12 protein-coding genes and 1 pseudogene are annotated in these 14,125 nt (G+C 43.6%); 3 read left to right on the plus strand and 10 right to left on the minus strand.

What is annotated here, in order from left to right; all coding sequences use genetic code 11:
- Positions 1 to 11: 11 nt before the first annotated feature.
- Positions 12 to 1,235 (minus strand): arginine deiminase, encoded by a 1,224-nt coding sequence (arcA, locus tag QN079_RS15455; RefSeq protein ID WP_289230068.1) that lies wholly within the window; start codon positions 1,233 to 1,235, stop codon positions 12 to 14.
- A 400-nt stretch (positions 1,236 to 1,635) separates the two neighbouring features.
- On the opposite strand from arcA, the gene QN079_RS15460 reads away from it, so the two are divergent.
- The gene (locus QN079_RS15460; protein WP_289230069.1) at positions 1,636 to 3,441 is read left to right on the plus strand and encodes a M3 family oligoendopeptidase; all 1,806 of its coding nucleotides are present in this window, start codon (positions 1,636 to 1,638) and stop codon (positions 3,439 to 3,441) included.
- 48 nt (positions 3,442 to 3,489) lie between these two features.
- Here the strand turns inward: QN079_RS15460 and QN079_RS15465 are convergent, their stop codons facing one another.
- The 9 genes and pseudogenes from QN079_RS15465 to QN079_RS15505 form a co-directional block, all read right to left on the minus strand.
- A complete protein-coding gene (locus QN079_RS15465) occupies positions 3,490 to 3,957 on the minus strand; it encodes a TspO/MBR family protein (RefSeq protein ID WP_010748985.1) in 468 nt (155 codons plus the stop codon).
- 126 nt (positions 3,958 to 4,083) lie between these two features.
- On the minus strand, positions 4,084 to 5,439 hold the full coding sequence (celB, locus tag QN079_RS15470; protein ID WP_289230070.1) for a PTS cellobiose transporter subunit IIC: 1,356 nt from the start codon (positions 5,437 to 5,439) through the stop codon (positions 4,084 to 4,086).
- Between the two features lie 7 nt (positions 5,440 to 5,446).
- Positions 5,447 to 5,950 carry a hypothetical protein gene (locus QN079_RS15475; protein ID WP_015510512.1) on the minus strand — a complete coding sequence of 168 codons (504 nt, stop codon included), beginning with the start codon at positions 5,948 to 5,950 and terminating at the stop codon, positions 5,447 to 5,449.
- A 15-nt stretch (positions 5,951 to 5,965) separates the two neighbouring features.
- Positions 5,966 to 6,280 carry a PTS cellobiose transporter subunit IIA gene (locus tag QN079_RS15480; RefSeq protein ID WP_015510513.1) on the minus strand — a complete coding sequence of 105 codons (315 nt, stop codon included), beginning with the start codon at positions 6,278 to 6,280 and terminating at the stop codon, positions 5,966 to 5,968.
- A 13-nt stretch (positions 6,281 to 6,293) separates the two neighbouring features.
- A pseudogene (locus QN079_RS15485) lies at positions 6,294 to 8,326 on the minus strand (BglG family transcription antiterminator).
- Positions 8,327 to 8,380: 54 nt separating this feature from the next.
- Entirely contained in the window at positions 8,381 to 8,698 is a 318-nt protein-coding gene (locus QN079_RS15490; RefSeq protein ID WP_015510515.1) for a PTS cellobiose transporter subunit IIB, read from the minus strand.
- Between the two features lie 296 nt (positions 8,699 to 8,994).
- Complete coding sequence (locus tag QN079_RS15495) at positions 8,995 to 9,834, minus strand: glycosyltransferase family 8 protein (RefSeq protein ID WP_016608464.1); 840 nt, start codon at positions 9,832 to 9,834, stop codon at positions 8,995 to 8,997.
- A gap of 225 nt (positions 9,835 to 10,059) precedes the next feature.
- Positions 10,060 to 10,581, minus strand: coding sequence for an NADPH-dependent FMN reductase (locus tag QN079_RS15500; protein WP_289230071.1), 522 nt, complete (start codon positions 10,579 to 10,581; stop codon positions 10,060 to 10,062).
- Between the two features lie 36 nt (positions 10,582 to 10,617).
- Entirely contained in the window at positions 10,618 to 11,223 is a 606-nt protein-coding gene (locus QN079_RS15505; protein ID WP_015510518.1) for an NADPH-dependent FMN reductase, read from the minus strand.
- A 201-nt stretch (positions 11,224 to 11,424) separates the two neighbouring features.
- On the opposite strand from QN079_RS15505, the gene QN079_RS15510 reads away from it, so the two are divergent.
- Positions 11,425 to 12,279, plus strand: coding sequence for a MarR family transcriptional regulator (locus QN079_RS15510; RefSeq protein WP_289230072.1), 855 nt, complete (start codon positions 11,425 to 11,427; stop codon positions 12,277 to 12,279).
- A 59-nt stretch (positions 12,280 to 12,338) separates the two neighbouring features.
- Positions 12,339 to 14,090, plus strand: a complete 1,752-nt coding sequence (locus tag QN079_RS15515) for an ABC transporter ATP-binding protein (RefSeq protein ID WP_142965276.1) — start codon at positions 12,339 to 12,341, stop codon at positions 14,088 to 14,090.
- The last annotated feature ends 35 nt before the right edge of the window (positions 14,091 to 14,125 follow it).

The raw sequence follows: 14,125 nt of genomic DNA on the forward strand, positions 1-14,125 counted from the left end.
CCTCCTCTAGATTAAATATCTTCTCTGATAAATGGCATGCTCATGCAGCGAGGGCCGCCACGGCCGCGAACCAATTCACTGCCGGAGATTTTATGCAATTTGATGCCGGCTTCAGTTAATTTTTGATTGGTGATCGTGTTACGGTCATAGACCACGACTTCGCCAGGTGCGATCGTCAAGGTATTGGAACCGTCATTCCATTGTTCCCGAGCTGCAGCGACCAAATCGTTCCCCCCACAGCGAATCAATTCCACTGCATCTAATTCTAAGTAGCGGCACAAAATGTTTTCTAACGTATCTTTTTCTTCTTTGATGGTTACGCCATCCCCGTCACGTGAGATTGAATAAACGGTCAGTTCGCCTTCAATTTCTGGATGAATCGTAAATTTGTCATAATCAACCATTGTAAATACTGTATCTAAATGCATGAATTTGCGTTCTTGACCAATATCAAAAGCTAAGACGTACTCAAAACTTGGTTCATGGTGGAACACATTACGAGCCAACTGTTCAATGGAAGTGGCATCTGTTCGTTGGGAGATCCCGATCGCTAACACTCGTTTTGACAGAACCAATTCATCGCCACCTTCAATTCGTGTTGGCTGATCACGGTCATAAAGCAAGTGCGGTGGCTGTTGTTGGAACATTGTATGATGAGCAAAAATGTATTTGCCATACAACGTTTCACGACGTCTTGTTTCTGAATACATGCGATTCAAGGAAACCCCGTTACCGATCGTCGCAAACGGATCGCGAGTGAAATACAAATTCGGCATTGGATCGATCAAAAACGGATACTGGTCATCCACAGCACCAGCTAAGCTTTGACTATGGGGCAATTTCAGTTCATTTTTCGCTAAACCTGCCATCGTTTTATCGATGAATTGACGGTTATCTTCAAAAGATAAGAAATAATCGGTAATTTCAGCAATGATTTCTGGGCTTTGTAACGTTGTTTCTTCTAAATATTCCTTGATAAACTGCTCTTTGATTTCTTGACTAGTTAACGCTTCTGCTGCTAAATCTTCTAAATACAACACCTCCACATTATTATTACGCAATACATCGGCAAATTGATCATGTTCAGCCCTTGCTTGTTCCAAAAAGGGAATATCATCAAATAACAAGCGATTTAAATGATCGGGCACGAGGTTTTCTAATTCTCGACCAGGGCGATGGAGCATGACTTGCTTCAAGCGGCCGATTTCTGAAAAAACATGAATAGCATTTGACATTTCTTTACATCCTCCTTTGTTTTGATTACGCCTACATAGTACAAGAATGTATGCGCTTACCAAGCGACGTATTTCGCCTTCATTATGCAAAGAATTTGTCATTATGCAATAAAGAGTGAATATCTTCTTGCGAGCGTTTTTTTACTCGTTGTTATTTTTTTTTATGTAATATTTATTCAGCAATTTTTAAATAAGAATTTGATGAGAATTAAAATTTGATCAATTTTATTCTTTTCTTTGATTTTGACGTCCCTGACCAATGCAGGCAAAGCTTACGAAAGAAAAGAACTTTTTCAACCAACAGCTTTCCTTTTTCGATTAAAAAAATCCGATGGTTGCGACTAAATGTGGCTATGCTATACTTAATAAGATCGTAGGAAAAGAAAGGGGTTTGATAGGAATGACCTATTCAATCAATTGGGATCTAGAAACAATTTTTCCAGGAGGCAGTGATTCTGTTCAATTAAAAGAACGCATGAGCCAGCTGGAAGAAGAAATCAAAACTTACCGTGAAAAAGTTGACGCTTGGGCACCAAACGCTACAGACAATGCGCCAAAATTAGAGGAATTAATCGAACTTTCTGGCACAATCAATCAGGGATTTTCACAATGTGGCAGTTTTATCAATGCCTTGCTTTCAGCGAATGTCAACGACAGCAAAGCCAAAATCCTGACAGGCGACCTCTACGCAAAACTGCCAGCATTGCAAGCAGCACAAACCGTCTTCTCGAAAAAATTGACAGAAATTTCTGAGGATGATTGGACTGCGTTACTTACCGTGGAAAACTTAGCACCAATCGCCTTTCGTCTAAGCGAGATTCGTCGCGACGGCAAAGAATTGTTATCTGAAGCAGAAGAAACCATCATCAACACGTTAAATTTAGATGGCTTAAATGCTTGGAGCCAACATTACGATACGATCGTTGCCTCGATCGAAATTCCTTTCCTTCAAGAAGACGGCACGACGATCAACTTGTCCGCTGGTCAAGCCTTCAATAAAATGATGGGTGATCCAGATCCAGAAGTTCGTGCACGTTTATTTGACACTTGGGAAAAGACTTGGGCAGAAAAAGAAGACCTCTTTGCAGATACCTTGAACCATTTAGACGGCTTCCGCCTTTCTACCTTCAAGCTTCACGGGGTCACTGATTACTTGAAAGAACCATTAGAATACAATCGTCTGCAAAAAGCGACATTGGATGCTATGTGGGGCACGATCCAAAAGAACAAACAGCCGATCGTTGATTTCTTGACCCGCAAAGCCCAGCTTTTCGGCAAAGAAAAAATGGAATGGCAAGATCAAGATGCGCCGATCATCCTTGGGAACATGGAAGAAAGAACCTACACCTTTGATGAAGCAGCTGACTTTATTTTGACCAACTTCCGTAAGTTCAGTCCTAAAATGGCTGACTTTGCCCAAGTTGCTTTTGAAAAAAGCTGGATCGAAGCAGAAGATCGTCCTGGCAAACGTCCTGGCGGCTATTGCACCAGCTTGCCAGAAACCAAAGAGTCACGTATTTTCATGACCTACAGCAATTCAGTCAACGAAGTAGCGACGCTTGCCCATGAGTTAGGTCACGCGTTTCATAGCAGCGTTCTTTGGGAGCTACCAGAATTAAACCGCAACTATGCCATGAACGTTGCCGAAACAGCAAGTACCTTTGCTGAATTGATCGTTGCTGATGCAACCCTCAAAGAAGCGACAACGAAGGAAGAAAAAATCAATCTATTGGATGCCAAAATGCAAAATGCGATCGCGATGTTCATGAACATCCATGCACGCTTTATTTTTGAAAACAGCTTCTACCAAGCCCGTCAAAACGGCTTAGTTTCAGCGGAGCAAATCACGGAAATGATGACAGCGGCGCAAAAAGAAAGCTATGCGGATGGGTTAGCGACTTATCATCCACATTTCTGGGCAGCCAAATTGCACTTCTTTATTGATGATGTGCCATTCTACAACTTCCCTTACACCTTTGGTTACCTCTTTAGCATGGGGATCTATGCGTATGCCAATGAAAAAGGGTCTAGCTTTGAAGAAGAGTACATTGCTTTATTGCAAGATACTGCTTCAATGACGACGGAAGAACTGGCGCAAAAACACCTTGGTGTTGATTTAACAAAACCAGACTTCTGGCAAGCAGGGATCGATATGGTCCTAAAAGATGTTGCCAGCTTTATGGAATTGACTGAAGACTATATCTAAAAGAAAAAACCCTCTTCCAACACGACGCTTGGAAGAGGTTTTTTTCTATCAGGCATTCAATAAAGTTAAGCCAATCGTTAAGTAGCCTGCGTACAGACACCAAATCAAATAAGGAATAAACAAGTACATTGCTTTTTTGTCGATGCGAGCAAAGAGGATCATACAAATAATCACTGATAGGACTAACAAGACAATAATGACCGTTCCTGCCCAGTAAGCATTCCAGCCAAAGAAAACGATACTCCACAAGAAGTTTAGTACTTGCTGGATCGCAAAGAAAATATAGGCATTCTTTTTAAGCGCTGGATTGACTTTGGCTACGATCAACAGATACAATGCTGTTCCCATAAAGGCATACAAAATCGTCCAAACGATCCCAATGATCCCACCAGGAGGGGCTAAAAAGGGTTTTTCCATTTGCGCATACGTTCCAGCGATGTCTCCTGCAAACAAACTCGAGATGATTCCTGTTGCTTCGATGCCGATCACACAGACCAGCCAAATCAAAAATTTCATGTTCTCCACTCCTTCTTTTTTTCATGACGCTCTCATTTCATCGTACCATCGAATCGAAAAAAAGCAGAACAGAACGCTTAAAAAAAGAAACGCCCGTGTGGACGTTTCTTTCTTGTTCCTTGCAATTTATGCTGCTTGCTCCCCTTCTTGGGCTTCTTGCTTGACTAGTCCTGCATCATAAGAACGAGCGAATGGGAAGTAGATCAAAAAGGCAACGCCTGCACATAAGAACGCACAAACTGCGGCTTTCCAATCGCCTCCACTTCCAATGAATGCGCCGATGCCGATTGGAGAAGGCCATGGCATTTGGGCGATCATCGGTCGAATGATTTCCAATTCGATCGCAAAATAGGCAATCGATGCGGATGCCATCGGTGCTAAGAAAAAGGGAATCGCTAAGAAAGGATTATAAATCAAAGGAATCCCGAAAATCAACGGCTCGTTAATATTGAATAAGGCTGGAATGATCGAAGCTTTTCCTAACACTCTCAATTGTTTTGATTTTGCCAGATAAACCAAGAACAAAGCGAGACCTAGCGTTGCCCCTGAACCTCCGACGGTCACATACGCATTGTTAAACTCACCAGCTAATGCAAAATTGGCGCCCTCAGCATTGGCTGTCAAATTACCTAAGGTGATTGGCGTCAATACAGAGAAAATGATATTTGCACCATGAATCCCTACTAACCATAATGCACTGACTAAAAAGTAAATCACCATCAACCCTAACCAACTATTAGTCAAGTTCGTCACAAACCCAAAAGGCACGGCAATGATTTGGAAAATATCCGTTCCCGCTGCAACCAAAGCCCCATTGATAATAAGGACCGTGAATGCGACGACAAAGGCAGGGATCAATGCTGTAAAGGCACGGGCGACTCCCAATGGTACTTCTTCGGGCATTTTAATGACCCATTTTTTCGTTACACACAAGCGGTACAACTGAACAGCCAACACCGCCATGATAATACCGGTAAATATCCCGGTCGTTCCTAAACGCTCCACCCCGTCGCCACCGATCGCCCAGCCATTGATGATGGCATTTTCTTGATCGGTGATTCGTGACATGCTGCCATCCACGATCATCAATTGTGGGATCGACATGAAAAAGGCAAACATCGATAGTAACGCCCCACTCATAGGCGCAAGATCCAACTCTTCTTCTTCCGCATAGATCTTGGTGTATTCATAGCCGAGAACGATACAAAAATATAATGCCAAAAGTCCCATTGTCGTGCTGTTTGCCAGCATATACAAATCACTGACTCTGAAAAAAGTATTATTGAAGAAATCTTCTAAAAAGGTAAAGGTCTGCGGCAATACATTGATAACTAAAAACATCGAGTCAACGATCGTAAAAGGAATCGAAGCCATCCCAGCAGCCATGATGGCACGTACGATTTTGAACTGTGCCACTTTTCCTAACGGTCCCATGACGGCCGTTTCTAAGAGACTGAACAACTTGCTATTTGATTGTTCCATAATGTAACTACTTCCCTTCAATGAGTTTTTGGTATTCTTTAATGTATCCATAATACGTATCTTTTTTGCGACGGATCTTATTGACACGCTGCAAACATAACGCAGCTAACATTAGCCCCACACTAAGCCAGAGTGTAAGAATGCCTCGATTGATCGGCGTATTTTCAAGAAAAGGAAAAACGAATGAAAACAGATGAGAGAAGCAGCAGATGGCGATTAACAGGAGATTCATCGTCAGTTGACAAAGATAAAACAAGCGCGTCCAGCGCAGTTTTCCAGCTATTTGCTCTGAATAGCTGCCATAAAGACGCACGTATTCCCCGATCGCCGAAATGGCCAAAATCAGCAGTGCCAGCGGGAGGATCAAGAGTACGGCATTGCTGACCATCGCTGCTAAGAACCAATAAAGATTTGCAAAGAAAAAGACTGCTAATACATACCTTAGAAATAAAAAGCGGTGAAACCGAAACGTTTTTTCTGCCATTTTTTTCTGCTGTTCTCGATTGGTCATTTGATCCCTTCCTTTCTATCGCTCTCGCTGGTATAACGCCAGCATTTCAATCGCCACTTCTCGCAAAGTCATCGTTGTCATTAGATGATCTTGTGCATGGACCATGATGATCTCCATGTCGATTTTTTCGCCGCTGGCGTATTCTTGTAATAAGCCCGTCTGTGCTTTGTGGGCCTCTACTAGTGCTTCGTTTGCTTGATCCAGTTTTGCTTGTGCTGCTTCAAAAGTTCCTTGACGCATCTCTTGGAATGCTTCATGAACGATCGTCCGAGCATCTCCGCTGCTAAGAATAATTTGAAAGGCTGTCTCTTGTAGTTTTTCTGATTTCATTGTTCTTTCTCCCTTACATGTGCGATAAATGTGTTCCTAGGTGATACCCGATAAAGCATTCCATAAAATGTTCAAAATCACCACTTGCTATGAGTGCATCTTTAAATGACTCATCTTCAATGATCGGTACTAACAGTTGGCTGATTTTGTTCAATTCTACTTGCCCCAATCGATCAGGGGAAAGTAAGAAAATCAGCTGGATCTGGTCATGCTCGTCATCCCATTTTATGCCTTGTTTTAGTATAGCAACGGCCGCATAAGCATCATTGGTGATCGGTTCAATAGGGTGCGCCACCGCCAAATGATCGGAAAAGGCTACTGAGCTATAGGCTTCTCGTAAAGTAAGCTGCTTGCCTAGCGCTTCTTTCACCGCGCGCTTTTCCACGCTTTCGATCCTCGTCAGCAGCTGGTCCAAAACAGCCTCTTTATCGGTCTCTTCGGCGAGCCAAAGAAAAAGTTCTGGGCGAAAGCTAGTCTCAATCAGTTCCCGCTCTTTGTCAGACAAGGTCTTCGGTCGCTGTTTCAGAACGCTACGGTACTGTTTTTTCGTTTTATACTGTTTCAATTGGCGATTGATTTTTTGGATATCTTTTTTATCTAAAAAAACACTGACTGTGACGATGGGGATATTTAGAACCACATCTGGTACTTTGATAGATGAAATGATCAAATCGATCCCTGCTAGTTTTTGTTCACTGATTTCGTAATAGCTGATCATCTCTTCAATCACGAGTTTTGAACCAAGTTCGTGTTCCAAACGATTTTTTAACATTTGTGAACTACCGATTCCTGTTGCACAGATCACTAAGACCCGTGCTTTTTGCTGATTCGCTAAGCGTTCCATCGCAGCAGTCAAATGGATCGTCAAGTAGGCGAGCTCTCCTTCGGTCACTTTATAGGGGGCAAAGAAGGGGACATCAGAAAAATGCCGAATCGTTAGCTGAAAAAAGTCACTGTAATCTTTTTTGATGGTCTCTAACAAAGGATTTTCCATGCTCGTACCGTTATTCAATCGTTGCAATAAGGGGGTGATATGCATCATCAGCCCATCTATCAATAAGGGATCTTCGGCTAAGCAAAAGCCCGTTTCTTGATCGATCTTTTGTAAAACGACTAGCAGCTGTTGTTTGACTTCGTTATCGTCTAAATCGATCTGTTCACGAATGGTTTCAGAAACTAGTTTGTTTTTTAAATGAATGGCGATATAGAAAGCCTCTTCAGGTGGCAAGACGATGCCCATCTGTTGGCGGATCTTCTCGACGATCTCTAAAGCTGATTGGTATTCCACTTCCTGCGCTAAGTTTGCCTCTTGCGGATGCAGCTGGATCTCAAAGCCCGCCTGCAGCCGTTTTATTGCTAGACCAATATGAAGGACGATCGTATAGATCATAAAATCAGAGAGTTTCAAAAAATACTTGCGGCATGTATCCAAAACGATGATCACGATTTCCTCGATCGCTATCCCCTCTAATAGATGTTTGTACATGGAGAAGGCATACAGATTGTCTTGCAGGCGATTCATGAAAAAGTAATTCATGATGAAATGCCGTAGACTATTTTCAGATCCTGCAACGTAGATCCCCTGACTGGTTCGATGTTTCAACTCGATCGTATAAGGCTTTAACAATTGCTTGATTTCAACGATGTCGTTGGAAATCGTTGAACGAGAAACACATAGATCCGACGCCAAGTCATCAACAAAAACAGGCTTTTGCCCAAATAACAATTGATTTAACACAAAATATTGGCGGTCATTGGCTTCATTGATCGTCGTAAGGTCGGCAGCTGTTGGTCTGGTGTTGGTTTTCTCTGTATAAAAACGATCAAAGGAACGCTGGTCGGTGATGTTCAGCCGATAGCCCTGCCCTTGCTTGGCACAAATCTGACCAAGCTTATGGTTCTTCAAGATAAGCCCCAACCCTTGAACATACTTGCGCGCAGTCCGATCTAGACCCCCAGTTGCTTTGCGATCTGTTTACTACTGGTATACGTGTTACGATTTTGGTAAAGCATTTTTAGCATGATGATCTCTTTTTTACTCAACATTTTTCATCAACCTTTTTCATCAACCTATTCTCATGAAGCTTTTTGTTTGAACGACTATTGTATATTTTGCTCCACCACAGCAGCTAATTTTTCAATGCCCATCGGTATCGGCACATAAGCTTGGGGCGGAATATTTACGATGGGTCGTTGGTACTTGATGGCAGCTTTTTCAAGATTCGCAAAGTACATTTTGGTTTGCGGGCTGACTAAGTATAAGTCGTATTCATCTTTGGCGATCGTGGCTGCTCCTTGAGAGGCAGACGTTGCATCTAGTTCAATTTCTTTTCCTCGCTCTTTAAAATATTCCGTCGTTTTTTTGGCAATGACTGATGAAGACATACCGCCTGCACAGATGATTAATGCTTTTTTCATATAGTTTTCCTCCTTAACGATGACACTCTATTTCACTATCTATGTTCAGTAGTTGCTAAATGATGGCGTGGTTCTGACCATTCTTCCGCTGAATAAAAAAGTTGTTCACTGACTTAGCATTGCGATGGGTTGATACTGTCATCATAATAGATAGCGCTTTCTTTTCGAACACAAGGTGTTTCCTTATCGATGCGGAAACAAACTAGATGCGTCTACTTGATTTTACAAGAATTCCCTTCAAAAAATGATCGAAAAAAAAGCTTTACTTGTCTTTTGTCCAAGTAAAGCTTTTTTAATCATACGCTCTTTGATTGTTTTTCTTCAAACTTCCGTCGTTCATTTTCCACATACTTGTATAGCGCCCCGTAGCGGCTGCGGTAGCCTTTTTTCCAAGGCTTCTCTTTACCGCAAAAATGTAACAAAACAGTATGCTCGATGACCCAATCCAAACTCCATTCCCCTAAACTGATCGTTTCATAGGTACGGTTTTTTCGTACGTCATAGTTGTAGAGCTGATCAGGGATCGCCAGCACCCGATCGCCGTACAACCCATTCAAAATGTCTTGATCTGGCAAAAAGAGGTTCAAATGATTTTTCTCAATGAACGCTGCGATCTCTGCTTCTTTGACCTCTTGTCGCAGCTGGTGCACATTCATCAGCAAAACACCTGAATTATAGTAGCCTTCCGACTCATAATTGCGCAAACGGACTTTATTGATGACTGTTGTTACTTCTGTCAGCTTAGAATGGCTGGCGGCGGCATACAGAAAATCCCCTAACGTCAGCTCATACAAGGGGCGCAAATCATTGATGCACAAAATATCCGCATCCAGATACAGGATTTTTTCCACTTGCTGCGGCAAGTAATTTTGTGCCAATAATCGATAGTAGATCGACTCAGGGTAGCGATCACTGACTGGCGCGGTTTTAAAAATCGAGCCAGAACCGATGATGATGGGATGATAGGTCATCGCCAGCTTTTGACAAAAAGCCTCCAGCTCTGCAGCATGGCTCAATTCTTTTTCTTGTAAGACATAGACATCAAAGGATGCTGCTGTCGTATGACGTTTGATTGAATATAACGTTGTTTTTAATTGTTCACTGAATCGATCATCAATCGCAAAAAGTAGATTCATGCTCTTGTTCACTCCTCTGTTACTGGCTGCGTGCAGGTTTTTGGAAAAAAATCGATTGCTGTTGCACGCAGCTTCTGTTCTTCTAGTATACCCGATTTTTGGTCTTTCTTTCAGTGAAACACCCTTGCCAATCGAACCCTTGCTTGGCAGACGCCAAAAAAGCTGTTCCATCCATGGATGAAACAGCAAAGGATCGCTTATAAATGATTGTGTCTTAAAAACAGATCAGCGGATCGTTGCAAAAGCTTTTGACCACAACAACAATTCATCTAGCATATCATTGACACCCGCAGCCATGTGCGCACCGGTTTTGAAGGTACTGAAACTTTCAAAATCAGTAAATAAGTTGAAGGCTGGGTTGGTCCGCACGGTGGCAACTTTTTGTTCAGCTAATACGTTGCGCAATTGTTCAGCGGCCCGAATCCCACCGCCAGAACCGTAGCTGACGATCCCAGCAGCTTTATCAAACCATTCTTCCCGAGCAGAATCTACGGCATTTTTCAAGGAAGCTGCAAAACCGTGGTTGTATTCTTGCACGATGAAGATATAGCCATCTAATTCAGAAATTTTTTTGTTCCACGCCATGTTTGGCTCAGCTGTTCCCATAAACGGTAGATCAAATGCCTTTACATCAACGATCTCAAACTGATGCTCTGACCGTTGATTAGCAATTTCTTGAATATATGCTCCGACTTGCGGACTTACGCGTCCTTCTCTTGTACTGCCTAAAATAATACCAAATTTCATGATAGGTTCCTCCTAAGATTGTTTTCGTTTGTTTTTTTAACGATTGGCGAATGTGTCTGCCCAGTCCAATAATTCCGTCAACATGTCGTTCATTCCTGCAGTCATATGCTCGCCAGGGGTAAAGGTGGCAAAGTTTTCAAAATCAGTAAATAAGTTGAAGGCAGGATTGGTGCGCACCGTGGCTACTTTTTGTTCCGCCAAAATCAAGCGAACTTGCTCAGCGGCACGAATCCCTCCTGCCGAACCATAGCTGACGATCGCTGCTGCTTTGTTGAACCATTCCTCTCGAGCGCTGTCCAACGCATTTTTCAAGGAAGCTGATATGCCATGATTGTATTCTTGTACGATGAAGAGGTAGCCGTCTAACTCAGCGATTTTTTCGTTCCACGCTTGGTTCACTTCACCTGTACCCATAAATGGCAAGTCATAGTCTTTGATATCAATGATTTCAAACGAGCGGTCGCTATGCGCGCGTGCTGTTTGTAAAACATAATTGGCTACTTGCGGACTCACGCGGCCTTCTCTCGTACTGCCAACGATGATCCCGATTTTTTGCGCTTTTTTCTTTTCCGGGGTGCGATAGACCTCTTTCATTACTTCTTTTTCAATTATTTGTTCTTTTTTCCCAAATCCAAAGACCATTCTTTTGTACTCCTTTTGTTGTGGTTTCTTTAACGATGGACTCAGCATACCAAACTTACTTTTAGTAAGTCAATCATTCTGCTTACTTTTTGTTAGAAAAAAATCTCAACTGCTTCTTATTGACATTCGTTCGGTACCGAACTATAATCAACTCATCGATATCGTTAGGTACCGAACGATAAATCAAAAGGAGTGTACACCATGAGTACAATGACCGACCACTTAATGAAACAGCTTCGTTTTATCAGCGAAGCCAGCAATGCCTTTATGAGTCAAAACAACCAGCGCCTTTCTGGACAGCAACGTGTCCTGGCCGTTTTAAATTTAGAAGACGGCTTGGTGCAAAGTTATCTTGCAGAAGTCTTAGACCTACGGCCAAGCTCTCTAGCGGAACTATTGAAGAAAATGGAAAATAGTGGCGATATTCAGCGCAAAGAAGATGCTGCTGACAAACGGATCAAACGAATCTACCTGACAGAAACTGGAAGAAAAAAAGCGGAAAAATTACTAGCACAAAAAGAAGCCACCAGCAGTCAGTCGTTTTTTGCTGGGCTCTCAGAGGAGGAACAAACCGAATTTGCTCGTCTGCTTGAAAACATCGCCGCTGGGTGGGAGACGGACTTCCAACAGCAGGCACAGCGCTTTATTGACCCAATGGATCGTTTGCAAGCCATGCAAGAGATTCGGGAAGAAATGATGAAGCAATGGGGCGGAAATTGGCAGGAAATGTCGAATAACGAGCGCCGAAAAATGAGGCAACAAATGAAAGATACTTGGCAAGAAATGGGCGTTGATGAGCGGCGCCAAATGAAAAAACAGATCAAGGAAGCCATGCGGCAAATGCCGTTTCCTGGTCATCGCGGCATGGTTGGCAATCGACCATTTGAGCCGTTTGGGCCGTTTGGGCCGTTTGATAGTAGCGAGGCGAATGATCCACGGTACACATGGGTAAAAGGCAACTTTTTTGATGCCTACGGGTTTGGACAAGACCGCAAAGCAAGACCGACTTCCGCTTCTAAAGACGAAGCCGCCGAGGAGGATTGGCAGGATTTCTAATAGCACCTAATTAAAAAGAAAAAGCGGTGAGCCATCTTGCTTGCTGCGGAGGAAAACGAATGGAAACAACGACACCAACAGTGAACAAAAACAAATTTAAAATGAAAGACTTTATCCACCTGATCGTCAGTGTCAATCCTAAGAAAGGCTTGTTTCTTTTAGGGATGCTCTTTAGCCTGATCACAAGTGCCGCCAGTTTGGTCGTGCCGCAGCTGACGAAAACACTGGTCGATGCCAGCGGCACCCCCACGTTCAGCACCTCCATGCTGGTCGTTTTGATCCTAGCCTTTGTGCTGCAATTAGGCGTAGGGACTTTAGGCGGCTTTCTCTTGCGCTATGTGGGAGAAAGTGCTGTGAAAACGTTGCGGGAACGTCTTTGGAAACATCTGCTGCATTTGCCAGTCAGCTATTTTGATGACCACAAGTCGGGGGAAAGCAGTTCGCGACTCGTCAATGATACTTCCGTGATCAAAGAACTAGTCACCTCGCAATTTCCCAGCTTTGTCACTGGCTTGATCCAATTGGTCGGTTCAATGATCATCTTGTTTTTGATGGATTGGAAGATGGCTGCGATCATGTTCAGTGCGGTGCCTTTGATCACCTTGATCATGTGGCCAATCGGCAAGATCATGTCGAAACTAGGACGCCAGTTGCAAGCAGCGACCGCCGATTTCAATGCGGATGCCAGCGAAAAGCTCTCAGAGATCCGTTTGATCAAAGCCAGCAACGGAGAAGCCAGTGAACAAGAAAACGGTCGGCGCAACATTGGGGCAATTTTTACCCTCGGGGTCAAGGATGCGAAAGTCAGTGCGATTTTGCAGCCAATCATGACGACGGCCATGCTGGGCTTACTCGTAGGAATCCTCGGTTATGGCGCGATCCGTGTGCAAGCCGGCACCTTGACGAGCGGCGCATTGATCGCTTTTCTACTGTATCTCTTTAATATTATTGCGCCTGTGACGACGTTTGCGATGTTCTTTTCACAAGTCCAAAAAGCGATGGGTGCTACGGAACGGATCCAAGAAATTTTGGATACGCCGCTAGAACCAATTCAAGCAGCACCCAAAGCCGCCATCGATGGCGCAGTCTTACGAGCAGAACAAATCGATTTCAGTTACGATCCCAAACGGCCGATTTTGCAAAACATTTCTTTTGAAGCCAAACCCAACACCGTGATTGCTTTTGCAGGACCAAGCGGCGGCGGAAAATCCACGATTTTTGCTTTACTGGAACGCTTTTATGAGCCCACCAGCGGGCGCTTGCTGATTGGAGATCAGCCGATAGCTGACATTGATCTGCAAAACTGGCGGGCACAGATCGGCTATGTTTCCCAAGACAGTGCGGTCTTTGCTGGTACGATTCGGGAAAACTTGCAATACGGATTGGGCCGGACGCTGTCAGAGGAGGAATTGTGGCAAGGACTGGCATTGGCTTATGCCGATCAGTTCGTCCAAGAGTTCCCCGAAAAACTAGAAACACAAATCGGCGAACGCGGCGTCAAACTATCTGGCGGGCAAAAACAACGGATCGCTATCGCTCGAGCATTCTTGCGGGATCCCAAGCTGCTGATGCTGGATGAAGCGACTGCCAGCCTAGATTCTCAGTCAGAAGAAAAAGTCCAGCGGGCGTTGGATCATCTGATGGAAGGACGTACGACATTAGTGATCGCTCATCGCTTATCGACCATCGTGGATGCCGACCAAATCTACTTTATAGAAAAAGGCACCATTACCGGTCAAGGTACCCATGCACAATTGATCAACAACCACCCGCTTTATGCTGCCTATGTCAATGAACAAATGATCAACTAATCGAAAAAACTGCTTATTGACGGATAAGCAGTTTT

The organism is Enterococcus sp. FZMF (assembly GCF_030263915.1).
Lineage (GTDB): Bacteria > Bacillota > Bacilli > Lactobacillales > Enterococcaceae > Enterococcus_D > Enterococcus_D casseliflavus.